This is a genomic window from Micrococcaceae bacterium Sec5.7 (assembly GCA_039636785.1).
GTDB lineage: Bacteria > Actinomycetota > Actinomycetes > Actinomycetales > Micrococcaceae > Arthrobacter.
The window spans coordinates 1,173,628-1,199,049 of record CP144169.1; the positions used below are offsets into that span (position 1 = coordinate 1,173,628).

27 protein-coding genes and 4 pseudogenes are annotated in these 25,422 nt (G+C 64.3%); 18 read left to right on the forward strand and 13 right to left on the reverse strand.

What is annotated here, in order from left to right; genetic code table 11:
- The first annotated feature begins 108 nt into the window (after positions 1-108).
- Genes V3C33_05500 through V3C33_05515 form a run of 4 tightly spaced genes read left to right on the forward strand, consistent with a single transcriptional unit; the run spans position 109 to position 4,271 of the window.
- Entirely contained in the window at positions 109-831 is a 723-nt protein-coding gene (locus V3C33_05500; GenBank protein ID XAS68744.1) for a CoA transferase subunit A, read from the forward strand.
- A 39-nt stretch (positions 832-870) separates the two neighbouring features.
- Complete coding sequence (locus V3C33_05505; protein ID XAS68745.1) at positions 871-2,310, forward strand: TIGR00366 family protein; 1,440 nt, start codon at positions 871-873, stop codon at positions 2,308-2,310.
- 60 nt (positions 2,311-2,370) lie between these two features.
- On the forward strand, positions 2,371-3,072 hold the full coding sequence (locus tag V3C33_05510) for a CoA transferase subunit B (protein XAS68746.1): 702 nt from the start codon (positions 2,371-2,373) through the stop codon (positions 3,070-3,072).
- Positions 3,069-4,271, forward strand: a complete 1,203-nt coding sequence (locus V3C33_05515; GenBank protein XAS68747.1) for an acetyl-CoA acetyltransferase — start codon at positions 3,069-3,071, stop codon at positions 4,269-4,271. Before V3C33_05510 ends, V3C33_05515 begins: the two co-directional genes overlap by 4 nt.
- Positions 4,272-4,354: 83 nt before the next feature.
- Here V3C33_05515 and V3C33_05520 read toward each other — a convergent pair whose 3' ends face one another.
- From V3C33_05520 to V3C33_05535, 4 genes are all read right to left on the reverse strand, one after another.
- The gene (locus V3C33_05520) at positions 4,355-4,702 is read right to left on the reverse strand and encodes a DUF6510 family protein (protein ID XAS68748.1); all 348 of its coding nucleotides are present in this window, start codon (positions 4,700-4,702) and stop codon (positions 4,355-4,357) included.
- Entirely contained in the window at positions 4,699-5,436 is a 738-nt protein-coding gene (locus V3C33_05525) for an FAD-binding oxidoreductase (protein ID XAS68749.1), read from the reverse strand. Before V3C33_05525 ends, V3C33_05520 begins: the two co-directional genes overlap by 4 nt.
- 10 nt (positions 5,437-5,446) lie before the next feature.
- Positions 5,447-6,040 carry a molybdopterin-dependent oxidoreductase gene (locus tag V3C33_05530; protein XAS69656.1) on the reverse strand — a complete coding sequence of 198 codons (594 nt, stop codon included), beginning with the start codon at positions 6,038-6,040 and terminating at the stop codon, positions 5,447-5,449.
- 121 nt (positions 6,041-6,161) lie between these two features.
- On the reverse strand, positions 6,162-6,338 hold the full coding sequence (locus tag V3C33_05535) for a hypothetical protein (GenBank protein ID XAS68750.1): 177 nt from the start codon (positions 6,336-6,338) through the stop codon (positions 6,162-6,164).
- A 19-nt stretch (positions 6,339-6,357) separates the two neighbouring features.
- Here V3C33_05535 and V3C33_05540 point away from each other — a divergent pair.
- Together V3C33_05540 and V3C33_05545 are read left to right on the forward strand one after the other, a co-directional pair.
- A pseudogene (locus tag V3C33_05540) lies at positions 6,358-6,471 on the forward strand (DUF1016 domain-containing protein).
- Positions 6,472-6,784: 313 nt separating this feature from the next.
- A pseudogene (locus V3C33_05545) lies at positions 6,785-6,916 on the forward strand (DUF4193 family protein).
- 185 nt (positions 6,917-7,101) lie between these two features.
- Here V3C33_05545 and V3C33_05550 read toward each other — a convergent pair.
- Positions 7,102-8,154 (reverse strand): LacI family DNA-binding transcriptional regulator, encoded by a 1,053-nt coding sequence (locus V3C33_05550; GenBank protein XAS68751.1) that lies wholly within the window; start codon positions 8,152-8,154, stop codon positions 7,102-7,104.
- A 108-nt stretch (positions 8,155-8,262) separates the two neighbouring features.
- Between V3C33_05550 and V3C33_05555 the strand changes: the two genes are divergently transcribed.
- The 3 genes and pseudogenes from V3C33_05555 to V3C33_05565 all read left to right on the forward strand — a co-directional run bounded on the left by V3C33_05555 (position 8,263) and on the right by V3C33_05565 (position 10,481).
- Positions 8,263-9,384: a Gfo/Idh/MocA family oxidoreductase gene (locus V3C33_05555; GenBank protein XAS68752.1), complete on the forward strand. Its 1,122-nt coding sequence runs from the start codon at positions 8,263-8,265 to the stop codon at positions 9,382-9,384.
- Positions 9,381-10,172: a TIM barrel protein gene (locus V3C33_05560; GenBank protein ID XAS68753.1), complete on the forward strand. Its 792-nt coding sequence runs from the start codon at positions 9,381-9,383 to the stop codon at positions 10,170-10,172. Before V3C33_05555 ends, V3C33_05560 begins: the two co-directional genes overlap by 4 nt.
- Before the next feature lie 91 nt (positions 10,173-10,263).
- Positions 10,264-10,481: pseudogene (locus tag V3C33_05565) on the forward strand (transposase).
- Between the two features lie 9 nt (positions 10,482-10,490).
- On the opposite strand, the pseudogene V3C33_05570 reads toward V3C33_05565, so the two are convergent.
- From V3C33_05570 to V3C33_05580, 3 genes and pseudogenes are all read right to left on the reverse strand, one after another.
- A pseudogene (locus V3C33_05570) lies at positions 10,491-10,595 on the reverse strand (IS1595 family transposase).
- A gap of 161 nt (positions 10,596-10,756) precedes the next feature.
- Positions 10,757-11,047 (reverse strand): hypothetical protein, encoded by a 291-nt coding sequence (locus V3C33_05575; protein ID XAS68754.1) that lies wholly within the window; start codon positions 11,045-11,047, stop codon positions 10,757-10,759.
- A gap of 9 nt (positions 11,048-11,056) precedes the next feature.
- Entirely contained in the window at positions 11,057-11,638 is a 582-nt protein-coding gene (locus tag V3C33_05580) for a heme-binding protein (protein XAS68755.1), read from the reverse strand.
- A 212-nt stretch (positions 11,639-11,850) separates the two neighbouring features.
- Between V3C33_05580 and V3C33_05585 the strand changes: the two genes are divergently transcribed.
- The 4 genes from V3C33_05585 to V3C33_05600 all read left to right on the forward strand — a co-directional run bounded on the left by V3C33_05585 (position 11,851) and on the right by V3C33_05600 (position 15,143).
- A complete protein-coding gene (locus tag V3C33_05585) occupies positions 11,851-13,044 on the forward strand; it encodes a histidine kinase (GenBank protein XAS68756.1) in 1,194 nt (397 codons plus the stop codon).
- A complete protein-coding gene (locus V3C33_05590) occupies positions 13,041-13,667 on the forward strand; it encodes a response regulator transcription factor (protein XAS68757.1) in 627 nt (208 codons plus the stop codon). The genes V3C33_05585 and V3C33_05590 overlap by 4 nt, the downstream gene beginning before the upstream one ends.
- Positions 13,668-13,740: 73 nt before the next feature.
- The gene (locus V3C33_05595) at positions 13,741-14,763 is read left to right on the forward strand and encodes a zinc-dependent alcohol dehydrogenase family protein (GenBank protein XAS69657.1); all 1,023 of its coding nucleotides are present in this window, start codon (positions 13,741-13,743) and stop codon (positions 14,761-14,763) included.
- 176 nt (positions 14,764-14,939) lie between these two features.
- Entirely contained in the window at positions 14,940-15,143 is a 204-nt protein-coding gene (locus tag V3C33_05600) for a cold-shock protein (GenBank protein ID XAS68758.1), read from the forward strand.
- Positions 15,144-15,188: 45 nt separating this feature from the next.
- Here the strand turns inward: V3C33_05600 and V3C33_05605 are convergent, their stop codons facing one another.
- Positions 15,189-15,905, reverse strand: a complete 717-nt coding sequence (locus V3C33_05605) for a GntR family transcriptional regulator (protein XAS68759.1) — start codon at positions 15,903-15,905, stop codon at positions 15,189-15,191.
- A 247-nt stretch (positions 15,906-16,152) separates the two neighbouring features.
- Here V3C33_05605 and eat point away from each other — a divergent pair, with 247 nt between their 5' ends.
- From eat to V3C33_05630, 5 genes are read left to right on the forward strand one after another with little or no spacing between them, the layout of a single operon-like run.
- Complete coding sequence (eat, locus tag V3C33_05610) at positions 16,153-17,619, forward strand: ethanolamine permease (GenBank protein ID XAS68760.1); 1,467 nt, start codon at positions 16,153-16,155, stop codon at positions 17,617-17,619.
- A 54-nt stretch (positions 17,620-17,673) separates the two neighbouring features.
- Positions 17,674-19,056: a glutamine synthetase family protein gene (locus V3C33_05615; protein ID XAS68761.1), complete on the forward strand. Its 1,383-nt coding sequence runs from the start codon at positions 17,674-17,676 to the stop codon at positions 19,054-19,056.
- Entirely contained in the window at positions 19,037-19,825 is a 789-nt protein-coding gene (locus tag V3C33_05620; GenBank protein XAS68762.1) for a gamma-glutamyl-gamma-aminobutyrate hydrolase family protein, read from the forward strand. Before V3C33_05615 ends, V3C33_05620 begins: the two co-directional genes overlap by 20 nt.
- Positions 19,822-21,192, forward strand: coding sequence for an aldehyde dehydrogenase family protein (locus V3C33_05625; protein ID XAS68763.1), 1,371 nt, complete (start codon positions 19,822-19,824; stop codon positions 21,190-21,192). The genes V3C33_05620 and V3C33_05625 overlap by 4 nt, the downstream gene beginning before the upstream one ends.
- A 49-nt stretch (positions 21,193-21,241) precedes the next feature.
- Positions 21,242-22,024: a 3-oxoacyl-ACP reductase gene (locus tag V3C33_05630; protein ID XAS68764.1), complete on the forward strand. Its 783-nt coding sequence runs from the start codon at positions 21,242-21,244 to the stop codon at positions 22,022-22,024.
- Positions 22,025-22,205: 181 nt separating this feature from the next.
- Here V3C33_05630 and V3C33_05635 read toward each other — a convergent pair whose 3' ends face one another.
- The 4 genes from V3C33_05635 to V3C33_05650 form a co-directional block, all read right to left on the reverse strand.
- Entirely contained in the window at positions 22,206-22,532 is a 327-nt protein-coding gene (locus tag V3C33_05635; protein ID XAS68765.1) for a DUF6221 family protein, read from the reverse strand.
- 75 nt (positions 22,533-22,607) lie between these two features.
- Positions 22,608-23,621: an arginine deiminase-related protein gene (locus tag V3C33_05640; protein ID XAS68766.1), complete on the reverse strand. Its 1,014-nt coding sequence runs from the start codon at positions 23,619-23,621 to the stop codon at positions 22,608-22,610.
- 8 nt (positions 23,622-23,629) lie between these two features.
- On the reverse strand, positions 23,630-24,661 hold the full coding sequence (locus V3C33_05645) for an ornithine cyclodeaminase (GenBank protein XAS68767.1): 1,032 nt from the start codon (positions 24,659-24,661) through the stop codon (positions 23,630-23,632).
- Between the two features lie 178 nt (positions 24,662-24,839).
- Complete coding sequence (locus tag V3C33_05650; protein XAS68768.1) at positions 24,840-25,271, reverse strand: Lrp/AsnC family transcriptional regulator; 432 nt, start codon at positions 25,269-25,271, stop codon at positions 24,840-24,842.
- Positions 25,272-25,422: the final 151 nt, after the last annotated feature.

Here is a 25,422-nt window from a genome sequence, read left to right on the forward strand (position 1 = left end):
TGCCTTGACAGCATCACGAGACCGCCCGTACGCTCAATTTCCAGACGCTAAGTCCACAAAGTGGAATGCATGCCGGTGGAATGACTGGCAACTCAAAGAGGAGATCCGATGTCAAAGGTAAAAGACAGCGCCGCAGCTGCGTTGCAGGACGTGCTGCATGACGGCATGACCCTGGCTGTGGGCGGCTTCGGCCTGAGCGGCATCCCGGCGGATCTGATCGAGGCCGTGCGCGCCTCCGGCGTCAAGGACCTCACTGTGGTCTCCAACAACATGGGGGTGGACGGCAAGGGCCTGGGCGTGCTGATCGAGGCCGGCCAGGTCCGGAAGGTCATCGCCTCCTACGTGGGCGAGAACAAGCTCTTCGCCGAGCAATACCTCGCCGGCCTGCTCGAAGTGGAGTTCACGCCGCAAGGCACGTTGGCCGAGCGGCTGCGTGCCGGCGGCTCGGGGATCCCCGCCTTTTACACCAAAACCGGTGTGGGCACGTTGGTTGCCGAAGGCAAGCCGCTCGCGGAGTTCGACGGCGAAACGTACGTCCAGGAGCGCTCCATCCGCGCCGACGTCGCCCTGGTCCACGCGCACACCGCCGATACGGACGGGAATCTGATGTACCGCTACACGGCCCGGAACTTCAACCCGGCGGTGGCCACCGCGGGAGCCGTGACCATCGCCGAGGCCGAGGTGATCGTGGAGCCGGGCGCGCTGGACCCCAACCACGTCGTCACTCCCGGCGTCTACGTCCAGCGCCTGGTCCAGGCCAGCGCCCGGGTCAAGGACATCGAGCAGCGCACTGTGCGGCCGCGCGCCGAAACGATCCCTGTCCCGGCCTGAGCAGCGCCTTACACACACTCGATGGAGAGGAATTTGTTCATGACTGCAACGCAATTCGAGCAGCAGGATGTCAAGCAGGAGGGCCTGGCCCGAATGGCGCAGTGGCTGGCCCGGTGGACCCAGAAATGGTTTCCGGACGCCTTCATTTTTGCGCTGGCCGGCGTCATTCTGGTCTCCATTGCGGCGCTGGCAATCGGGGCATCCCCCAAGGCCGTTGTCGATTCCTTTGGCAACGGATTCTGGGACCTGACAGCCTTCACATTGCAGATGTCCATGGTGGTGCTGACCGGGTACGTTGTGGCAACGTCTCCCCCGGTTGCGCGGCTGATTGACCGCCTGGCGGACATCCCGGGGACTGCGCGGTCTGCCGTCAGCTTCGTGGCCGTGCTGGCCATGTCTGTGTCGTTCCTCAATTGGGGCCTGAGCCTGATTTTCGGCGGTCTCCTGGCGCGTGCCATTGCGCGGCGCAAGGATCTCACCGTCGATTACAGGGCACTCGGTGCGGCCGCCTTTATGGGACTCGGCGCGGTCTGGGCCCTGGGGCTCTCCTCCTCGGCCGCCCAGCTCCAGTCGACGAAGGCATCCATTCCGCCGGGGTTGCTGAAAATCACCGGTGTCCTGGACTTCGGTACCACCATCTTTACGTGGCAGTCCCTGCTCACGCTGGCCATCCTGATGCTGCTCACCACCGTGATCGCCCATTTCTCCGCCCCCAGGGGAAGCGCCATCCGGACGGCCGCCGATCTGGGTATTGACCTGGACGACCAGCCCGAAGCCTCGGCACCGCGATCGCGGCCGGGCGAATGGCTGGAATACAGCCGGATCCTCCCCATCCTCGCGGGAGTCCTCACCCTGGGCTGGCTGGCCTCGCAGCTTCTGACCTTGCCCATTCTGAGTGTGGTCAGTTCGCTGAACGGCTATCTGCTGGTCTTCCTGGTGCTGGGGATGGTGCTGCATGGCACTCCCCGCAAATTCCTGCAGTCCGTGACCAAAGCTGTGCCAGCCACAGCGGGAATCCTGGTGCAGTTCCCGCTGTACGCGGCGATGGCGGCCGTTTTGACCAAGGCCACCGGGGCAGGGGGACTCTCGGTCTCCGAGCATCTGGCTCATTTTTTCACCAGCATCGGCGGCAACGGGGGCTTCGCCGTCATCATCGCCATCTACACCGCCATTCTCGGCATGTTTGTGCCCTCCGGCGGCGGCAAGTGGCTGGTGGAGGCGCCCTACGTGATGCAGTCTGCTACGGACGTGAACATGAACCTTGGCTGGACGGTTCAGATCTACAACATCGCGGAGGCCCTGCCCAACCTCGTCAATCCGTTCTTTATGCTGCCGCTGCTGGCGGTACTGAAGTTGCGCGCCCGGGATCTGGTGGGCTTCACGTTCCTACAATTTCTGTTCCACCTTCCTGTTGTATTGCTGCTGGTCTGGCTGCTGGGGATGACCTTCGAGTTTGTACCGCCGGTCATTCCGAAGTAGCCGGACCGGCACCTGCATTCCCAAACACCCCATCTGCACCCGAAACCTGAGGAGAGTCCCGTGGCTTGGACCCGGAACGAAATGGCTGCCATCGCGGCCGAGGAACTGAACGACGGCGACTACGTGAACCTGGGCATCGGCATCCCCACGCTCGTGGCCAACAACCTGCCCCGCGGCGTCCGTGTGGTCCTGCAGAGCGAAAACGGACTGCTGGGCATGGGCCCGTTCCCCTATGAGGGCGAGGAGGACGCTGACCTCATTAACGCCGGCAAGCAGACAGTCACCGTCCTGCCCGGCGGCAGCATGTTCGACTCCGCCACGTCCTTCGGCATGATCCGCGGCGGCCACGTCAAGGTGGCCATCCTGGGCGCCATGCAGGTGTCCGGCAGCGGTGACCTCGCCAACTGGACCATCCCGGGCAAGATGGTCAAGGGCATGGGCGGGGCCATGGACCTCGTGGCCGGCACGCCCCGCGTGGTGGTCCTGACAGAGCACAATGCCAAGGACGGCACGGCCAAGATCGTGAAGGAATGCAGCCTTCCACTCACCGGGTTAGGAGTGGTGGACCGGATCATCAGCGACCTCGCCGTGTTTGACCTGGACAAGAACCACGACGACGGGCGGCAGCTCACGCTGGTGCGCCTCGCGCCGGGGGTCACCGTGGAGGAGATCCGCGGGAAGACCGAAGCTGAATTCACCGTCGCTTTGGAAGCAGCCCCTGAATTCGACGATATCCCTGCATTGGAAGGAACCCAGGCATGAGCCTGCGCGAACAGTTCGGCAAAGACGTTCTCCTCACCGGCTGGGGCCACAGCCGCTTCGGCAAACTCACGTACGAGACCCTCGAATCCTTGATCGTCCAGGTCGCCGCCGAGGCCATCTCCAACGCCGGCATCGAGCCCGGACAGATCGATGAAATCTACCTCGGCCAGTTCAACTCCGGCATGATGCCCCTGGCCTTCCCGTCCTCCCTGGCCCTGCAGGTCTCGGACCAGCTGGCCAACGTTCCCGCCACCCGCGTGGAAAACGCCTGTGCCTCGGGCTCGGCCGCCTTCCAGCAGGGCACCAAGTCTCTGCTGGCCGGAACCGCGAAAACCGTGCTGGTCATCGGTGCCGAGAAGATGACGCAGGCCGGCGCGGACGTGGTGGGCTCGGCCCTGCTCGGCGCCGACTACGACATGGCCGGCAAGGCCTCCACCACCGGCTTCACCGGGCTCTTCGCGGACGTGGCCAAGCATTACGAGAAGCGCTTCGGCGACGGCTCCGGAAAGCTCGGCGACGTCCTCGGCTCCATCGCCGCAAAGAACCACCGCAACGGCGTGGACAACCCCTACGCCCAGCTCCGCAAGGACCTCGGCGAGGAGTTCTGCCGCACGGTCTCGGATAAGAACCCGATGGTCGCGGATCCGCTGCGCCGCACCGACTGCTCCCCCGTGTCCGACGGCGCCGCCGCCGTCGTCCTCAGCACCTCGACGACCAGCGGCGCCACCGCCCCGGTACGCCTCGCCGGCTTCGGCCACGCGAACGACTTCTTCCCGGCGGAACGCCGGGACCCGACGGCGTTTGCTGCGACGCGGGTGTCCTGGCAGCGCGCGCTGGCGATGGCCGGCCTCGGGGTGGAGGATCTGGACTTCGCGGAAGTCCACGACTGCTTCACCATCGCCGAGCTGCTGATGTATGAAGCCATGGGGCTGACCGAAGCCGGACAGGGCGCCCGGGCCATCGAGGAAGGCTGGGTATTCAAGGACGGCAAACTGCCCATCAACGTCTCCGGCGGCCTCAAGGCCAAGGGCCACCCCGTGGGCGCCACGGGTGTATCCCAGCACGTCATCGCCGCCATGCAGCTCACCGGAACCGCGGGCGACATGCAGCTGAGAAGCCCCCGCCGGGCAGCAGTCCAGAACATGGGCGGCGTGGGCATCGCCAACTACGTCAGCGTTCTCGAGGCCGTGTCGTACTAGAGTTGCGCTTATTTTGTCGCTTGTAGGAGTCTTTATTCGGGTCTTCTTGAAGGGGCGTTACCGCGGATCCTGCGCCAAAGCCGTTAGCCCTCGCGGTCGATCTGCAGGTAGCTGAGTCCGCTTACGTCGAGCCAGAACTGGGTGGGAGTCTCCACCAGGCGCAGCAGGACGCCCTGGCAGGAACTGCAGCGCACAACGATTCCCGGGGCGTCAGCATAGACAGCTGCCTCCCCGAAGGCCCGGACAGCGCCGCAATGCTTGCACCGTCCGATCGCTGCGATGATGTCGATGCGGAACAGTTCCCACAGCGGTCCTGCCACCGCGTTTCCGTCGAGATGGGGGATTGGATTGCCCGCGATTCCGGCGATGTCCTGGTCCTCGAGGCGCGGGTCCTCAGCTCCCGCAGAAGCGGAGCCGTTGTTGACAGTCACCGGGTTCCTCCCGTTCCGCCGAAGCGTTCGGTCTTGATCGAGGCGGCGGGATAGCCCGCCTGAACCAGCCATTCTGCGACCGTTTCGACAAATACCGTCTGACCGCAGATGTAGGTGTCGGGCGTAGGGTCCGCCGGCAGGATACTCGCCAGGAGGACGTCCGCCGTGAGCCGCTTCGGAGCGGTCTGCCAGTCTGATGGCGCTTTGCGTGTGTAGACGTAGTCGACGGTGAGCTTTGGGGATTCCCTGCTCAAGGTGAGCAGCTCCTCGCGGTAGAACCCCGCCTCGGGTGACTTGAGTGAGTACAGCAGCCGGAACTGTGCCGTGTTTTCCGATGCCTCATGCGCACGGATCATGGACATCAGCGGCACGATGCCGGATCCGCCGGCGATCAGTTGCACCGGGTTCGTGTCCGTCGGCCGCCAGACGAACCAGCCGCCCACAGGGCCACGGATCTCCAGCTGGTCGCCGACGGCAAGATCCCTGACCAGATACGGGGAGACCTCACCGTTGGCCAATTCATCAACGGTGATCCCTATGATTTCGTCCATGCCGGCTGTAGCCACTGAGTATGAGCGCACGGCCGAATAGCCGTCGTCTGCCGTGAGACGGATATCGACGTGCTGTCCGGCGAGGTTGCCCATCAAACCCTCAACCCGGAGGCCGATGGTTCTGGACGTTTCAGTTTCGGGGACGCCGCTGACGACATCGGCGATACGCCACAGCGGGCTCATCGGTCCTGCCTCATGAGTACCGCTCTTCACGCCACGGGTCGCCGTGGATGTGGTAGCCGTTGGATTCCCAGAAGCCCGGGATATCGCCCTGCGTCAGCTCGAGGCCGTTGATCCACTTTGCGCTCTTCCAAAAGTACAGGTGCGGCACGAGTAGCCGGGCGGGTCCGCCGTGGGCGCGCTCCAGTGGCTCACCGTCGAATTCCCAGGCCAGCCACGCCCGGCCGTCCAGGAGGTCCGGCAGCGGGATGTTGGTCGTATAGCCGCCATAGGAGTGGGCCGTCGCGAACTCACAGCTCGATTCCACATCCTCGAACAAGGTGTCCAAGGATACTCCCCGCCACGAGGTGCCCAGCCTGGACCAGCTGGTCACGCAATGGATGTCGGTCCGGATCTCGACCTGCGGCAGGTCCATGAACGCATCCCACGACCAGGCATGACGTTGACCGGCTTCAGTGGTGATGAAGAATTCCCAGTTCTCCGCGGGGATGTGGGGTGCAGGCCCGGCGGTCAGCACCGGAAAGCTTCCCGTCTCGTATTGGCCCGGTGGTAACGCTGGATTGCCGGTCTGCCGTTTTCCATGAAAACCGGACGAGATGATTCCCATCATGTACCTCCGCTGCGGAGCCCCCGGTCGAGTGTGATCGGTTCCCCAACGATAGGGCAACTGCCGTGCTCGGTCTAGGGCTTTCAGCCACGATCGGCACGGACAGCGTTCGTGCGACATTCTAGCTTTGCGGCGGCGTCTGGCCCTCGGCCCCCAGCGCGTCGTAATTGCTCAGCTGGCCCCCCTCGCCCGGGACATCACGTATCGGGACGCGCATGGAACCATTCCGGTCCTCGTCCACGGCAATATAGAACTGCAGCTGCCCCGCATTATGCGCAGCTGCCCATAATCTGGGCAAGCTCAACTTCTACATCGCCCTGGTCGACGACAGGCTCCGCCGTCAGGCCCATGCCGACACGGTCGGGATCCTGATCTGCGGCAGCAAAAACGACCACACCGTCCGCTATAGCCTCGGCCGCGCCACCTCTCCCATGGCCGTCGCCTCCTACACCTACGACGCCCTGCCCGCCGAGGTCCGCAACGAACTGCCCGACGCCGACCGGCTCACCGCCGCGCTGGACTGGACCGAAGACACGGAAGGCTGACGACCGCGACGACGGGCACGCCATCGGGACTTCGGCACAGCCCTCCGGCGTTGATGCCGCACGGGATCCCCGGTCAGGGCCGTCGGCTAGCTCCGGCCTTCAAACCCCACCCCCGGGTTCTCCTGACAGGGGAATACCGGCGCATTGGTGTATGTTGCAGTCCCGTCAGAGAAGAACATCAGAAATGAGAATCACCGAAGTGGCAACCGATTACGACGAAGTCCGTTACGACGTCAAGGAATCCCAGGACCGCTCCCTGGAGGCGCTGCAGTCTGCAAACGCCCCGGATGCCCGCAGCGTCGTCCGTGAGCTGGACGAGGCCGACGCGCTCGGGCGGGAGGAGCGAGATCGAGCACGTACTCGCCGAAACGTCGCACGGTGTGTGTCAGGTAGGCCCGGTGCTCCTATTCGTGTCCCCAGGTGACGAGTAAGGGTAAACCCAGATGGAGGTCAAGCTGGGATTGTTAGCCAGAGTTGGCGGTTAAATCGCAGGAGGAGTTGGCGGTTTGGTGTCGCCTATGCCGGGCCTTCACCGGGTGCTGCGGCTTGCGGCTTGGCGGGCACTTCGGCGGCTTGCCGGGACCGGGGCGGGGCTGTGGTCCTGCGGACTACCAGGTGAGGTGTTCTGACGACACGGGTTGGCGATTGGGTTCCTTCTATACGGTCGACGGCGCGGCCAACAGCAGCAGCGGCAAGGAGCGGGGCATCCTGGCTGATGGATGACAGCTGTACGTAGCTGAGCCGGGCGAACTGGCTATCGTCGTAGCCGAGGACGGATACATCCGAAGGGACCTGCAGCCCGGACGCCCGAAGGCTCTCCATCAGGCCGAGGGCTGACCTGTCGTTGAAAGCGATTACAGCAGAGGGAATGTCGGCCTTTAGGAATTGGCCGGCTCTCACTCCGTCTTCTTCATGTGGGCCGCCGGGCACAATGACGGGCTCCAGGCCATGGCGCAGCATCTCGGTTCGGAAGGCTGACCTGCGCTCGTTCGCGGCGACGGCTGTTCCGCCGTCGACATGGACGATGCGGCGGTGACCCAGACCGGTGAGGTGGTCAACGGCCATCCGGATGCCGGCGTGGTTGTCACTGCTTACGGAATCCACGTGCTCATCGACGTCGTCCCGGAGAAGGCTGACTATGGGCACCTGGCGCGCGTATCCGGCCAGGTCCTGGTTGCTGAGGGTCGGAGAGATCAGGATGAGCGCTTCGGATCCGAAATCCAAAAGCGCCTCAATGGCACGCGTCTCCGGCCGTCCGTTCGCCACGGCGCTCAGAGCTATTTCGTATCCCCTGGCCGAGGCTTCGGCGTAGGCAGCGTCGACGATTTCTGCGTGGAAGGGCTGGGAGCTGGAGAAACTCAGGCCAAGCAGCTTGGTCCTGCTGCTGCGCAGCAGCCTCGCCCGGGAGTCCGGCCTGTAGCCGAGTTCGCGGGCAGCTTCCAGGACTTTTTGCCTGGTGGGTTCCGCGGCGCCCGGCGCGCCGCGCATCACGATCGAGACCAGGGCCCGTGAGACGCCGGCTGCATCGGCCACATCCATGAGGGTCGGGCGGCGCTGCTGTTCCGTCATGTTCCTCCTCGTTGCGATCAGTCTATAGAACGATCTAGACAATGACGTGCCTCACATGCAAACATAAGGCTACTAGAACGATCTAGACGCTCGATTTCAGGAGTCATCATGAGTTACCTTCAGCATCCGGTCAGCGAAGACCGGCCAGTCCGTATCGCTTTGATCGGCGCGGGTTGGATTGGAAGTTTCCACGCGGAGTCCGTGGCCCACCGGATTCCCCACGCCTGTCTTGAAGCCATCGCTGATCCGGCACTGCCTGCTGTGGAGGCCCTGGCAAGCCGGTTGGGCGTCACCAGGATCAGCGCAGACGCTGCCGACGTGATCAACGATCCGGACATCGATGCGGTCCTCATCGCGGCACCGGCACGGTTCCACTCCGGGCTGATCGCGGCCGCGGCGCAGGCCGGCAAGGACGTGTTCTGCGAGAAGCCGGGCGGCCGCACCGTGGAGGAACTCGACGAGGCCCTTGGCGCGGCTGACGCTGCCGGGGTGATTGTCCAGTTCGGGTTCAATCGGCGCTACGCGGCCGATTTCGCCGCAGCACGGAAGCTCATCGACGAGGGTGCCGTCGGAACCCCGCAGCTGTTGCGGTCCCTGACCCGCGACCCGGGCAGCAAGGCAGGAATCGCCAACCCGGAGCGGACTCCGCCGGGCACGATCTTTCTGGAAACCCTCATCCACGATTTCGACTCCTTGAACTGGCTGAACCCCGGCGCCGTTCCCGTCCGCGTCTATGCGGTCGCCGACGCACTGGTCGCCCCGGAGGCAAAGGCCGGCGGACTGCTTGACACAGCAGTCGTCACCATCACGTACAGCAACGGCGCCATCGCGGTGGCCGAAGCAAACTTCAATGCCCTGTACGGCTACGACGTGCGCGGTGAGGTGTTCGGATCCGCAGGCATGGTTACCGCGGGCGGACCTCAGGCCTCCAGCGCGACGAGCTACACCGCGGCCGGCATCGGCGCCGCGACCGTGCGGCTGAATGTGGATCTTTTCCATGACGCCTACACGATGGAACTGGCTCACTTCGTCGACGCCGTGAAAGCACGCCGCGACGGCCTCCAGGCCCCCGGTACCCCGGGCCCCGGTGGCACGGATGCCCGGAATGCCCTGGCCGTGGCTTTGGCGGCGATGCGCTCGGCCGAAACCGGGGCCCCGGTGGATATTGCGTCCATCGCCGAACTGCGGGCCGCCGAGCCCGACCTCCACCCGGCGGGTGAGGGCGCATGAGCTTCCGCCTGGCTGTGTGCGCCGAGATGGTCTACGGCGAACTGCCCCTGATCGACCGCGTGCACCGGATCCACGAGCAGGGCTTCGACGTGGAGCTCTGGGACACCCGGGAACGGGACATCTCCGCCCTCGCTGCCACGGGCGCCCGCTTCTCCTCAATGAGCGGCTACTTCGGCGGCAGCCTCATCGACCCGGACAGCGCTTCCGAGGTCCTGGCCTCGGCGGAAAAGCTGATACCCACAGCAATGGAACTCGGCGTCGAGCGGATGGTGGTCCACCCCGCCGAGCTCGGGGGGGGCGGCCTGGCCGTCCGTCCGGTCCACCGGTCCACCGGCCAGATGTGGCTGACCGGTCTTCGCACGCTTGAACGCCTTGCCGCCCTAGGCGAGAAGCACGGCGTGACCTTTGCCCTGGAGAACCTCAACACAATTCTTGACCACCCGGGCATTCCGCTGGCCCGGGCCAAGGACACCCTGGCGCTGGTCTCGGCCGTTGACCACCCCCACGTGAAGATGATGCTGGATCTCTACCATGCCCAAATCGGGGAAGGAAACCTGATCGAACTCGTCAGGGCCGCCCTGCCCTGGATCGGAGAGATCCAGGTCGCCGACGTTCCCGGCCGGTTCGAACCCGGCACCGGGGAGATCAACTACCGCGCCGTTGCGACGGCGCTGAGGGATGCCGGCTACACCGGCGTCATCGGCCTCGAGGCCGGCGCTTCCGGCGGCCAGGGTCCGGAGGCAGGGGACACCGCCCTCGCCGCCTTCCGCACCGCCTTCGAAAGCTGACCCCGCTCCACCCCACCGAACAAGTGCTAGTGCTGTGAATCGCAGAGGTATTTGGCGCGCTTTTAGAGGGGACAATTTGGTGTGGGTGACCGACCTGAACCACGGGGGACCGGCGCTGCTGATCGCCCTGCTCCTTGCCCACGGGCAGAACATCCTCTACATCCGGGGCCGGATCGTCCACCACGCGCCCCGGCTCGACCGCGGGAAGGCAAAACGGACGCCAAAGACGCCGCCGTCATCGCCCACCAGGCCATGATGCGCAACCTGCAGCCCCTGCGGGCCGGGGATGAGACCAGCACCGGACTGCGGACCTCACCGCCCGGCGGGCCACCGGCACGCAAACAAATAATCCAAGCAAGCCTGCTCATCACCGAACCTTGCCCGGAACTCCAGAATCGACTGCGGAAAATCCGGTCGTGTCACACCGCCAAGCTACACCTGAGCAAACCGGATACTCACTATGTCAGTTATCGTTCTGAGGTCTTCAGGCTGTTTTAGCTGAGAGCATCCCCGGTGGTAGCCCCAGCGCTGCGAGTAGGTTCTCAACTTTCGTGTCGAGTTCGTGCCCGCCCTTCGTGATTTCCTCAATGCAGATCGTTGGCCTTGGCTGCCACAATCAGCCGCTGGTCAAGATCTGATTGCGTTTCCGGAGACAGTGCCGGGCGGGTGCTGGCGGACGGTGGCACGGAGGATGCGGACGGTGGGGTGGCTGCCGCCGTCGGGCCCGTTGCTGGAACAGCAGACGACGGCGGCCCTTGAGTCGCCGTCGTCGTCCCGCCTTCCGCGCTGCACCCGGCGAGCAGAATGGCGAACGCCGCTGCCGCGGCCGCTGCCGGCAGTCGATGGGCCCTGCCGGGAGCAGTGAACCAACACATGATCAGAGGCTACTTGGCGATTCCGGCGATGGCATTGGCTCCGGCCGTTGCGCAGGCTTCGTCCAGGTTGCCGTCGGGAGCGCCGCCCACACCGATGCCGGCCACGGACACACCGTTGACCTTGAGCGGAACTCCACCGGCCAGGAAAAGGGTGCCGGGGAGGTCGGCGATGCTGGGGCCCGGGTTGTTGATGCGCTTGGCCAGCTCACTGGTGGGCGTTCCGAATGCGGCGGCTGTGTAGGCCTTCCGCTTGGCTGCCTCGATGGTGTGTTCGGCGGCGTTGTCGCCGCGCAGCAGAGCCTGGACCGTGCCGAACCGGTCAACCAATGCAACAGTGACAAACGGCAGCTTGTCGGCCTGGCATTTCGCCAAGGCGGCTTTCACAGCATCGGCCGAGGCGCCCACACTGATCCGGTTCTGGGATACCACGTTTTCCGGCGAGGGCTGGATGTCCACGGCGGGAACCGCTGCGGAAACAATTGATGCTGCCGAAGCCGGGGCGGTGCCGGCGTTGGCCACAGCGGTGACGCCTCCGGTGAGCAGCAACGCTCCGGCTGCAGCAACGGCGAAAATCTTGTTGGATTTCTTCACGGGGTTCTCCTTTTGAGGGGATTCAGACGTTAGTGGGGCCTGAAACGGGTACAGCTCCATGCTGCCGCCCGGGCCTCCGCGCGCGCATCGGGCGTCCGGCTGGACCTGCCTCAGCCATTGGGCCGGATATATCAGCCAAACGGCTGAGAGACCAGCACGGTCGCGGGCCCTAGCATGGTAAAAGAGACTCCTGCCACCGGAACCGGAACCCCATGACCCCCGCTCATCCTCCCGCCCCTCCAGACTCACACTGGCCCCTTGGCCGGATAGACGCCGTAGTTCACCTCAGTTTTGCGGTCCTTATGGTGGCGTCCGTGGTGCGGTACGTGATGCGGCACAGCCCCGCGGACAACGTCTGGATCCTGGCCCTGGCTGCGGCCGTCTGCGCGCTGTATTCCGTCATAGCCGTTCGGGCCCGCCGCCGGCGTCCGTGGGTGTTGTGGATGTTTGCGCTCGTGACGCTGTGGGCCGTGCTGGTGACCGTCGCGCCGAGCTTCGCCTGGTGTTCCTTCGCCGTGTTCTTCCTGTGCCGCTCGGCTTTCAGGGGTTGGGTGGCGTATCTGGCGGGCGGCGCGACGGCGGCGGCCACCGCCGTCGGGCTCTTCCGCCTGAGCGGGTCCTCGGACATTGCCATGTTGCTTGGGCCGCTGGCAGTGGCAGCGCTGTTGACGCTGATCTACGACCGCATTGAGAACGACGCCGCTGTGCAGCTTGCGCTTCACGCGGAAGTTTCCAGCGCGCAGGGCCGGCTGGCGGCAAGTGAGCGCGAGGCCGGCGGTGCCGCCGAGCGCGAGCGCGTTTCGCGCGAAATCCACGACACCGTAACGCAGGGCCTGGCCAGCAGCCTGCTCCTGCTTGAGGCGGCAAACCGCTCCTGGCCGAGCCCTGCTTCGCGGGAAGATGTCCGGCTTGCCAGCGGCCTGCTCCGCCAGAACCTGTCCGATACCCGCAGCCTGGTCCACGATCTGGCCTCGCCCGGGCTTGACTCAGTGCCGTTGGCCGAAGCGTTGCAGCAGACAGCGTCTATGTACATCCCCGAGGTCCGGCTGCAGGTTACCGGTGAGCCGCGGACCGTCCCCGCGGACGTGCGTCATGCCTTGATCCGGGTCATGCAAAGTGCGGCGGCCAATATCAGGCTGCATGCTGCGGCTGCCCATTCCACCGTGACGCTGGGCTATCTGCCCGGCGTCGTCACGCTGGATGTTTACGACGACGGCCGCGGCTTTGATGCCTCGGCCGTGGCGCCGCCGTCGGAAGCCGGTGGATACGGCCTGCGCGCCATGCGCCAGCGCGTGGAACAGCTGGACGGCGTATTGTCGGTGGAAAGCACCCCCGGCGAAGGGACCATCGTGGCGGCTCAGCTGCCCACCCACCGTCATGCCGCCGATGGGGAGGATCCGGAATGAGCGCCATTTCCGTGCTGCTGGTGGACGATCACCTGGTGGTCCGCAGCGGGCTTAAGGCGCTCCTGGGCACCCAGCCTGACATCGACGTCGTGGCCGAGGCAGCTACCGGCGAGGAGGCACTGCGCGAGGTGGAGCAGCGCTCCCCCGACGTAGTGATCATGGACCTTGCCATGGGTCCCGGGATGGATGGCATCGAGGCGATCAAGCAGCTGCGCCGGCGCAACAACAAACAGGCCATTCTGGTGTTCACCACCTATGATTCCGATGCCGATATTGTCCGGGTCGTGGACGCCGGGGCCATGGGGTACTTGCTCAAGGACGCGACGCCGGAGGAGATATTCTCCGCCGTCCGCGGTGCTGTCCAGGGCAGGAGTGTGATGAGTGCCCCGGTGGCGTCCCGGCTGTTCCAGCAGCTGCGCAACCCAGAAGAGGTGCTGACGCCGCGGGAGGCCGAATTGCTGAGCCTCCTGACCGAGGGGCTCAGCAACCGGGAGCTCGGCCAGCGGCTTTTCATCTCCGAGGCCACGGTCAAGACGCATCTGGCGCACATCTACGCCAAGCTGGGCGTGGAAACCCGGGCCGCAGCGATCGCAACCGCGATACGCCGCGAGGGGATGCGCTAGCAGGCCGGTGCCGGAGATGCCCGGACGGGCGGGCCGGCATCTCCCACCGAGAGGTTGAAACGGCCCCGGAGACATCAAGGTCGAAGACCGGGATTACCCCACCATCCAGCTGCCGGCTGATGTGGTGGTCAAGGTCACCGCGTCCTGCGTCTGCGGTTCGGATTTGTGGCCGTACCGGGGCGTGAAACCGACGCACAAGCCGTCCGCCATCGGGCATGAATTCATTGGTGTGGTCGAAAGCACCGGCGCTGATGTGACGGCCCTGGCCGTGGGTGATTTTGTGATTGCCCCGTTTGTGGTCAGCTGCGGCGAGTGCCCGCAGTGTAAGAACGGTGTCACCGTTGCCTGCGATTATCTGGCTGGCTGGGGCGGCAAGGACGACGCCGGCCTGCCGATCGACGGCGGCCAGGGCCAGGCCGTCCGCGTGCCACGTGCGGAGAGCACACTGGTCAAGGTTCCGGGGATCATCGACCCGGACCTTGCACTGCGGGCCAGCCTCCTGACTCTTTCCGATGTCATGGCCACCGGCCACCACGCAGCCCTGGGCGCCAAGGTATCCGCGGGCCGGACCGTGGTTGTTGTGGGCGACGGCGCCGTGGGTCTTTGCGGTGTGTTGGCAGCCAAGCGGCTCGGAGCCGAGCGGATCATCGCCATGTCCCGCCACGCTGACCGCCAGGCCATTGCCAGGGAATTCGGGGCAACGGACATAGTGGAAGAACGCGGCGACGACGGCGTGGCCAAGGTCCGCGAGCTGCTGGGCGGGGTGCTTGCTGACTCAGTACTGGAGTGCGTGGGGACCAAGGAATCCATGGAGCAGGCCTTGCATTGTGTCCGGCCGGGCGGTGCGCTTGGCTTTGTGGGCGTCCCCACCGGCGGCGCAGAGATCCCGCTGCGCTACCTCTTTGAGACCAACATTTCGGTTGCGGGCGGGATGGCTCCGGCACGGACGTACATCCCGGAGCTGCTGGCGGATGTACTTGCCGGCACCATCAATCCCGGCAAGGTGTTTGACGTGGAAATGCCGCTCGAAGAGGCAGCCGAGGCTTACAAAGCCATGGATGAACGCCGGGCCATCAAGGTGCTGCTCACACCGTAGCGTTAAGACTCTTTGCCGCGTTTCCGAACCGCCCGACGCCGCAGGCTGTCAGACCGATTATTACCGCACCCATTGCACCCCCGGCGCGCCCCGCCTACGTTTGTGTAAGCGGAAGACAGTCTCCGCACCCTGCGTGCCGTAGAAAGCAGGCAGGGAAGGTTGTAGAGGAAGCAGCAATGGCAACAGGCACAGTTAAATGGTTCAACTCCGAGAAGGGCTTCGGCTTTATTGCCCCCGACGACGGTTCCGCAGACGTTTTCGCTCATTACTCGGCAATTGCCAGCAGCGGCTACCGCTCCCTGGAAGAGAATCAGAAAGTCGAATTCGATGTGACCGCGGGTCCGAAGGGCCCGCAGGCAGAGAACATTCGTCCGCTCTGACGGCTTTATGACTGCCCGGGCCGGGCTCAGTCCGGCCCGGGCAGTTCACGCGAGGAACCCGCGAAGCAGCGACGCCGTGCCCTCGAGGTGCTCGATGGTTACCTGCTCTGCCGTCACGGCATCCCCGCGGAGGATGGCATCGGCAATGTCAGCATGTTGTTCGTTGGCGTGCTCAAGGTTTGTACCCAACAGTGGGATGCGGTCAAGCAGTTCGTTGAGCCTGGCGCGGCTCTCCGCCACGGCGCCGACGAGGCTCGGGGATCCCGTGAGTTCGGCGATGGCAATGTGAAACCGTGCATCCCTGGGCCGGTACGTGTCGTTGGATGCGTTGCGCACCTCAGAAAGACATCCCTGCAAGTGACCGCGCGCGGCCGCTGACAGATCGGATTTTGCCGCCAAGGCACTCACGGCGGGCTCGATTATTCCGCGGAACAGCAGCACATCCTGGACTTCCGCCGGGTCCAGCGGCCGCAGATCCTGCTTCGGATTCACTGATGTGCCGGAGACATACGTGCCGCCGTAGCGTCCGCGCTGCACCTCGAGGTAGCCCGCACTCTGCAGTTCCCCCAGCGCATCACGCAGGGTGGCGCGCGAGACGCCCAGCCGCTCTGCCAGTTCGCGCTCAGGCGGCAGCTTTTCAGCCGGGGCAAAGATGCCGAGTTTGATCGTCTGCAGGATGTGCTCGATGGTTTCCTCGAACGCGTTTCCGCCCCGCACCGGACGCAGCATCGAGTAGGACTGGCCAAAGGTAGAGTCAGTCACCGGGTTGCCTCCAGTTCGCTCAGGGCCCCGCAGAACACGGGTCACCGCTCCCCCAATACTACCTGCCAGTAACCGCAAAGGTCATGTAAGAAACCATTGATTACCCCAGTTTCGTCCGAAAAACGTTCTTTTAATTGGAAAACCCTTGACGAAACCCGAATGTCGTTCCAGACTTTCAACCAAGCTCTTGGACTGAAAACAGTCCTTTAAGATCTTGGGCGACTCTCCTCTTAATTAAGGGACACTCATGGAATCAGCGGACAAGGCAGTGAGCACGGCGAAATCCGGCGGCAGCAAGGCTGTCAGCGGTGAAGACGAGTACCTGCAGCATCGAAGCCTGAAGCGGGGGGCCGCCGGATGGGTCCTGCTTGCAGGCCTTGGCGTTGCCTACGTTATCTCCGGTGACTTTGCCGGCTGGAACCTTGGCCTTGCACAAGGCGGCTGGGGTGGCCTGCTGATTGCCTTCGTGCTGATGGCGGTCATGTACACGTGCATGGTCTTTGGACTTGCAGAACTCTCTTCAACGCTTCCGACGGCGGGCGCAGGCTATGCGTTCGCCCGCCGCGCCCTCGGACCGCTCGGAGGGTTCGCCACCGGCATTGCGGTGCTGATTGAGTACGCGGTGGCGCCGGCGGCCATTGCCACCTTCATCGGAGGGTACATCGAGGCACTGGGGCTGTTCGGCCTCACGAACTCCTGGCCCGTCTATCTGGTCACCTACGTGATTTTCATCTGGATCCACATCCGCGGAGTAGGCGAAGCGCTGAAGCTCATGTTCGGGATCACAGCAGTTGCAACCGTGGCGCTGCTGGCTGCCGCCATCGGTCTCTTGCCGAAGTTCGACCCCGCCAAGCTGTTCGACATTGTCCCCGACGGATCCCCTGCGTCCAGCGCGTTTCTTCCGATGGGCGTCGGCGGAGTACTCGCGGCGCTTGTCTACGGGATCTGGTTCTTCCTGGCTGTTGAAGGCGTTCCGCTGGCAGCCGAGGAAACGTCCAACCCAAAGAGGGACATGCCCAAGGGAATCATCGTGGCGGTCATCATTCTGGTGGTCTTCGGTGCACTGATGCTGCTCCTGGTGCCCGGCGCGGCAGGGGCCCAGGCGATGAGCACCTCGGACAATCCATTGCCGGAGGCCCTCCGCCTCGCCTATGGCGGCAACACTTTCCTTGCAGACTTCATCAACTACGCAGGGCTCGCCGGCCTCGTGGCCAGTTTTTTCTCCATCATCTTCGCCTACTCACGGCAGCTCTTCGCGCTCTCCCGGGCGGGCTATCTCCCCCGCTGGCTTTCCCTCACCGGAAAACGCCGCACCCCGTACTGGGCGCTGATCGTCCCCGGCACCATCGGTTTCGTGCTTGCCGCCGCCACGCAGGACGGCGCACTGCTTATCAACATCGCGGTGTTCGGTGCAACTGTCTCCTATGTACTGCTGAACCTTTCCCACATTGTCCTGCGCATCAAGGAGCCGGAGCTGGAACGCGGCTACAGGACACCAGGCGGGATTGTCACAACGTCGATCGCCCTGGTCCTGTCCGCTGTGGCAGTGGCGGCAACGTTCGTCGTGGACGTCTTTGCCGCGTCCATAACGGCAGCGATCTTCGCAGCCGCCCTCCTCTACTACTGGTTCTACAGCCGGCACCGGATCGTCGCCGGCGCCCCTGAGGAGGAATTTGCCCGGCTGGCACAGGCCGAAGCCGAACTCAAACTGTGATCAGAACGAAAACTGCGGTCCCACCCATTGAAGAACCCACGTTGCGGAGCCATCATGAATGATCAAAACACCAAGCCCGGCCAAAAAGGCCAGCTGAGCGTCGACGAACTGAGGGAACTGGTAGCCGCCGGCACCATAGACACGGTGGTCGTCGCCATCACGGACGCCCTGGGCAGGCTGCAGGGCAAGCGCTGCGGGGCACGCTCGTTCCTGGAGGACGTTCTGGACCACGGAGCGGAGGGCTGCAATTACCTCTTGGCGGTCGACGTCGAAATGAACACGGTGGACGGGTACGCCATGTCCTCCTGGGAAACCGGCTATGGCGACATGGTGATGCTCCCGGATATCTCAACGCTCCGCCTGGTCCCGTGGCTGGAAGGCACCGCACTGGTCCAGTGCGACGTGATGTGGACGGACAGGTCCCCCGTGGTTGCCTCACCCCGCCAGATCCTCCGTGCCCAGGTGGAGCGGCTTGAAAAGCTCGGCTACCGCGCCTTCGTGGGAACCGAACTGGAATTCCTGATGTTCGACGATTCCTACGGGCAGGCCTGGCAGAAGAACTACACCGGCCTGGCACCGTCCACGCAGTACAACGTGGACTACTCCCTGCTCGCCACCGCCCGGCTGGAGCCGGTCATCCGCTCCATCCGCACCAACATGGAAGCCGCCGGGCTGGTGGTGGAGTCCTCGAAGGGCGAGTGCAACCTGGGGCAGCAGGAGATCACGTTCCGTTTCGACGAGGCGCTGTCCGCCTGCGACAAGCACACGTTCTACAAGAACGGCGCGAAGGAAATTGCCGACCAGCACGGCAAGAGCATCACCTTCATGTCCAAATTCAATGAGCGCGAAGGCAACTCCTGCCACATCCACTTCAGCCTCACGGACCTCGAAGGCAGGCCGGTCCTTCCCGGCGACGGAGAGCACGGCTTCAGCCCGGTCATGGAGCGCTTCGTGGCCGGCCAGCTGGCGGCCCTGCGGGAATTCGCCTATTTCCTGGCTCCCAACGTCAACTCCTACAAAAGGTTCGTGGAAGGCAGCTTCGCCCCCACCGCCGTCGCTTGGGGGCTCGACAACCGCAGCTGCGCTCTCCGCGTCGTTGGCCACGGCCGCGGACTCCGCACCGAAAACCGCGTGGGCGGCGGCGATCTCAACCCGTACCTGGCGGTTGCCGCCCTGATTGCCGCCGTCATTCACGGCCTGGAAAACGATCTTCCGCTGCCTGCCATCACCAAGGGCAACGCCTACGATTCGGATGCACAGCGCCTGCCCACCAACCTCCGCGACGCCCGTGATCTGCTGGCGGACAGCAGCATCGCCCGCAAGGCGTTCGGCGACGACGTGGTGGACCACTACGTCCACGCTGCGGCCGTGGAGCTGAAGGCCTACGACAGCGCAATCACTGACTGGGAGCGCGTCCGTGGCTTCGAACGGCTCTGAGGCATACCGGCCCAGGATCGCGCTGACCAGCTACTTCCAGGAAGCGTCCTGGGGCGTGTGGAATACGACGGCGGCCATCCTCCCCGGAACGTACGTCCAGGCCGTCGTCGCGGCCGGCGGAACGCCCATCCTCCTGCCGCCGGTAGGCACCGACGAGTCCGTCCTGGACCTCGTGGACGGGCTGGTCGTGGTGGGAGGTCCCGACGTCGACCCTTCCCTTTACGGGGCAGCGCCCCATCCGAAAACAGCGCCCCAGCCGCTGCGCGACTCGCACGACACGGTGCTCACGCGTGCCGCGATTGAGCGCGGGCTCCCGCTGTTCGCCATCTGCCGCGGCGCCCAGATCCTCAACGTGGCCCTGGGCGGCTCGCTGATCCAGCACGTTCCGGACGTCAACCCGGAGGCCAACTACCAGCCGGCTCCGGGCGTGTTCGGGGAAGCCGCGTTCAGCACCACGCCCGGCAGTCTGATCCAGGATCTGCTCGGGGATTCCGCCACTGCGCCCTGCTACCACCACCAGGCGGTGGACGCCGTGCCGGAGGGCCTCCGCGTCACGGCCGGGTCTGACGACGGCACCGTCCAGGCGTTGGAAACCACCGACGGCGGATGGGTCCTTGGGGTCCAGTTCCACCCGGAACAGAACCCGGATGATCTGCGGCTGTTCCGCGGATTCGTGGAAGCCGCCGCCGGTTACCGCTCCGACCACGCCACCAATGCTGCCGCCGCTACCTCCAGCACCACCACCATGAAAGCGATGTCCCCCGCATGACCGCCACCGCCTTTGACGTCATCAACCCAGCCACCGAAGAGATCATTCAAACGGTTCCGCTCGCCGGCCTGGCCGAAGTTGACGCGGCCATCGCCAAAGCCGCCGCCGCCTACGAATCCTGGCGGGCCGTGGCCCCGGCCGACCGTTCGCTGCTGCTCCGCCGCTTCGCCGCAGCCGTTGACGCGGATCTGGAAAACCTGGCCCGGCTCGAGGTCCTGAACGCGGGCCACACCATCGGAAATGCGCGCTGGGAGGCCGGCAACGTCCGCGACGTCCTCAACTACTACTCCGCGGCCCCGGAACGGCATTTCGGCAAGCAGATCCCGGTAGCCGGCGGGGTCAACATCACCTTCCACGAACCGCTGGGCGTTGTGGGCGTGATTGTCCCGTGGAACTTCCCCATGCCCATTGCGGCCTGGGGCTTCGCCCCGGCACTGGCAGCGGGAAACACGGTGGTGCTCAAGCCCGCCGAGGTGACTCCGTTGACTGCCATCCGGCTCGGCGAACTGGCGCTCGAGGCGGGAATCCCTGAGGGCGTGTTCCAGGTGATCCCGGGCAAGGGATCAGTGGTGGGCCAGCGCTTCGTCACCCACCCGGCAGTGCGCAAGGTGGTGTTTACCGGCTCCACGGGCGTGGGCAAGCAGATCATGGCGGGCTGCGCGGACCAGGTGAAGAGGCTGACCCTGGAGCTCGGCGGCAAGAGCGCCAACATCATTTTCGACGACGCCGATCTGGAGCTCGCGGCAGCCGCGGCTCCCGGTGGCGCCTTCGGCAACGCCGGACAGGACTGCTGCGCCCGTTCACGCATCCTGGTCCAGCGCAGCGTCTACGACCGCTTCCTGGAACTGCTGGAACCCGCGGTTCTCGGGATGTCTGTCGGGGACCCGGCCGACGCCGCCACCACCATGGGTCCGCTTATTTCGGCCCAGCAGCTCAGTACTGTTTCGGCTTTTGTGCCCGACGGCGCCCCGGTCGCCTTTCAGGGGAAGGCCCCAGAAGGCGCGGGGTTCTGGTTCCCGCCCACCGTGCTCACGCCGGACCTGGATGCGCCGTCGTTCACGGACGAGATCTTCGGGCCGGTAGTCGCCGTCGTGCCGTTTGATGACGAGGCCGACGCCATCAGGATCGCCAACAACACCGAATACGGGCTGTCCGGATCCATCTGGACGTCCAAGGTGGACCGGGCCTTGAGGGTGGCCCGTGCCGTCGAGTCCGGCAACCTGTCCGTCAATTCACACTCGTCCGTCCGGTACTCCACCCCGTTCGGCGGCTTCAAGCAATCAGGGCTGGGCCGTGAACTCGGACCCGACGCCCTGGACGCGTTCACCGAGACCAAGAACGTTTTCATTTCCACCGATCTCCGCTAAGCACCCACAAGCCAGCCGTTTCCCGGCACGCACTTCCTAAGGAGCAACAATGCAAGCAGTAGTTTCCAACCGCCTCGCAGGCCGCAGCGCAGTCATCACTGGCGGAGCCAGCGGCATCGGACTCGCCACGGCACGCCGGATGGCCGCCGAAGGCGCCAACGTGGTGATCGCGGACATCGAGCCGACGTCCGGCCTTGCCGCCGCCGCCGAAGTGGGCGGCTTGTTCGTCAAGGTGGACGTGACCAGCGAACAAGACGTCAAGAACCTCTACGCCCAGACCAAGGAAACGTACGGCAGCGTGGACATCGCGTTCAACAACGCCGGCATCTCCCCCGCCGACGACGCCTCGATCCTGGACACGGGCATCGATGCCTGGCGCCGGGTCCAGGAAGTAAACCTGACCTCCGTCTACTACTGCTGCAAGTACGCGATTCCGTACATGCAGGAGCAAGGCAAGGGATCCATCATCAACACGGCGTCCTTCGTGGCAGTCATGGGCGCGGCCACGTCGCAGATCTCCTACAGCGCATCCAAGGGCGGCGTGCTGTCCATGAGCCGGGAACTCGGCGTCGAATTCGCCCGCCAGGGTATCCGCATCAATGCCCTCTGCCCGGGACCGGTGAACACTCCGCTGCTCAAGGAACTCTTCGCCAAGGATCCGGAGAAGGCCGCGCGCCGCCTCATCCACGTGCCGCTGGGGCGCTTCGCGGAGCCCGAAGAGCTCGCCGCCGCCGTCGCGTTCCTGGCCAGCGACGACGCCTCGTTCATCACGGCGTCAACGTTCCTGGTGGATGGCGGGATCTCGGGGGCGTACGTCACGCCGCTCAGTTAATGTACTGTGCCGGATAAAGTACTGTGCCGGAAGGGCGGGGCCGTGGAAACGGCCCTGCCCTTCCGGCTATAAAAAGGCGGGGTCACCTGGTGAGGTCTTTGCCCCTGGTTTCGGGCAGCTTCCAGGCAACCAGCGTGAAGATGGCCAGCAGCACCACTACATAGTTGGCGAAGAGGGCTGATCAGGCCGGTTCGGGCAGATGCCAGTTGTCCTGGAAGTCCGGATGGTCTGTGTAGGGCAGGGCCAGGGCATTCAGTGCCAGAGACGTCCATCCAATGGCTTCCGGAATCCACCGGATATCCCAGGACACAGTGTCCACCACACGTGCCAGGGCCGCCTGCCGCGCCGATTCGATGATGGCGATAAGCCGTCGCTTTGCCGCACATTCGCGGAGCAGCCGCTGTTCATACCATCTCCCGGATTCGGATACCAACGGATCCCGCAGCAGCTTCAGCGCGGCCGCCTCGTCTTCATCGATCCGCTCGGACAGGAACTCCACAACGTCCATGGCCCGAGCCTACCCGGCTCACCCCGGCCATAGAATCCGAACTGCCACGAGGGGCCGGCTGATGGCCATGCAAGGTCACAGGAGCAGCGGCAGGATCCCATCCCGCCGCTGCTCCTCTTTGCCGGGCTGATCACGCAGGCTGTGGTCCTGGAATGCGCCATCGACGGAGACAGGCCTGCGGTTGAGGTGAATGCCGGCGATCATGCACCTTACGGACCCGCCGGCGAGTTCGATGGTTGGCACGTCGACGGGGAGTAGAGTGCAGCTGCGCTGGATTACCTCCTTCTGGGCTTCTGTCAGGCTCCCGAAAGCTCGACGCGACAAGGCCAGAAGGCGTCCGTTGGTGCCCTGCAGCTCGATCGCGTTCCCGGCGAAATCCCGGATCTGGTGATGAGCCAGGTCGACAATCGCCCGTCCTCCCCCCGCAAGGCGTTCCACGATCTGGCGGCGGCGGACTTGCGAACGGATCATGTCAAGTCCGACCATCGCGAACTCGGTCGCAACGGACATCATGACGTTCGTGTGGTAGACAGCGGTTCCGGAGGCGTCCGTTGCATCGAACAGCATCGGCTCATATCCGAAGTTCGTACAGAACCGTTCCAGGGCAACCGGATCCGCTCGATGGGACCTGGCCGCGTAAGCGACACGGCCTTCGTGGTCCAGGACCATCGCGCCGGTACCTTCGAGGAAAACATCGTCCAGCTCCAGGCCCGAGTAATCAATCACCTCCTGTACCCTGTAGCGGGTTTTCAGGAGGTCGAGGATGTCGGTCCGGCGTTCGTTCCGGCGGTTCGGCGCGTACATCGGAAATGTGGCAACGTGGCCGCCGGCGTGAGTCGACAGCCAGTTATTGGGAAACACGCTGTCCGGACGTGTTTGATCGTAATCTTCGAACAGGTGCACGGTGATGCCGGCGGTCTCGAGTGCGAGGGCGAGTCCCGTGACCTCGTCATGCGCGGCGGCCGCGAGAACTTCCGGATCCAGCGAGTTTCCAGAGGCCTGAAAAGTATTATCCGCAGCCGTCGCCGGGTTCGGAGTGAATCGGTGCGGCCGGATGAGGATGACCGAGGAAGGGGCTTGGACAGACATATGGCAGCTCAGGATCCCACCGGGGAGAGCGCACCGACGAGTCCGAACAGGTTCTTGGGGTCCTCCGGGTTCGCGACGAGGTCGATGTCCTCAAAGTAGTCCGTGCCGTCAACCGAGTCACGCACGTAACGCAGGGCAGAAAAATCCTCTATGGCGAAGCCGACTGAGTCGAAGATCGTGATCTGTCCAACGGAGGTACGCCCCGGCGCCTGGTTGCCAAGGACCTGCCAAAACTCGGTGACAGCAAAACCGGCGGGCATCTGCTGGATCTCGCCTTCAACCCGTGTCTGGGGAGCATACTCTACAAAAACGTCGCCGAGACCCAGGATTGCGGCGTCAAGCTCGGTCTTTCCCGGGCAGTCGCCGCCGATGGCGTTGATGTGGACGCCGGGCTCAATGAGGTCTGCCGTGAGGATGGTGGCATTCGCCTTATCGGCGGTGCAGGTGGTGATGACATCCGCTCCCTGCACCGCGTCGGCTGCCGAGGAGGCGACGGTGATATCGAAGCCGAGTGGCGTCATGTTGCGAAGGAATTTCTCCATCGCGGCAGGATCGGTGTCCCAGACTTTGAGCGTAGTGATACCCAGGGCGCTGCGGAAAGCCAATGCCTGGAACTCGGACTGGCTGCCGGTTCCGATCATCGCCATGAGACGCGAGTCGGTGCGGGCGAGCTTCTTCGCGACCATGGCGGAGGTCGCTGCGGTCCGCAGTGCGGTCAGCACCGTCATCTCGGTCATGAACGTGGGGTAGCCGTTATGGACGTCGGCCAGGACGCCGAAGGCTGTGACCGTCTGGAAGCCGCGCGCAGGATTTGACGGGTGCCCGTTCACGTACTTGAATCCGTAGGTTTCGTGGTCGCTCGTGGGCATGAGCTCGATGACGCCGAACGGCGTGTGGCTGGCGATTCTGGGGGTCTTGTCAAACGACTCCCAGCGTCGGAAGTCATCCTCGAGGTACTGAATCATCTCGGAGATGATGTTCTCCGGTCCGCGGCTGGCCGCCCAGCGCACCATGTTGTGGACATCGACAAAGCGCGTCATTTGCGCCCCCTTTTCCGTTGTAAACGACTGTTGCCACAACCGTACGGGGCAGCGATATGCAGGCTCAATTGCCGAAGAGCATTCTTTTCGTTGAAAAAGTGCGCAAAATGCTGAGCCCGTCGATACATTGTGTTCAATGCCGCGGCATTTTCGACGCTGCCAGGCACGATTCCAGCGTCTACCGCAATACGGAGCTGAGCAGCAGGCTTGTCTCGCTGTTGACGATGCCCTCGACGCCGCGGATCCTTCCCAGCACTTGGTCGAAGCCAATGAGGCTTTCTGTGCGCAACTCGGCGACGAGATCCCAGCCGCCGTTTGTGGTGTGAAGTGTCCGGATCTCTGGAAATCCCCTCAGCTGACGGATGACCTTGTCGGTTGTCCTGCCTTCCACCGCAATCAGGGCGATTGCGTGAATCGCGAGGGGGTCGAGCTCGTCGCGGACTCGAGCCGTAAAACCAATGATGGTTCCCGAGCTGAGAAGACGCTCGAGCCGGCTGTTCACAGTTGCTCGTGCGACACCCAGCCTCCGGGCGAGGCTGGCCACAGATGCCCTGCCGTCCTCCCGCAGGGCCGACAGGAGTTGACGGTCAAGGTCGGTGAGAGCAGTCATGAACATAATGTATCGCAAGCCTCAGCATTTTGTGCACTTTTTCAATGAAAAGAATGCCTTTCGACAATTGAGGATGCACATCACCGATCCGTACTGTGGTTACCACGGTGATTGACAACACAACGTGGGAGGCGCAATGACGCGCTTTGCC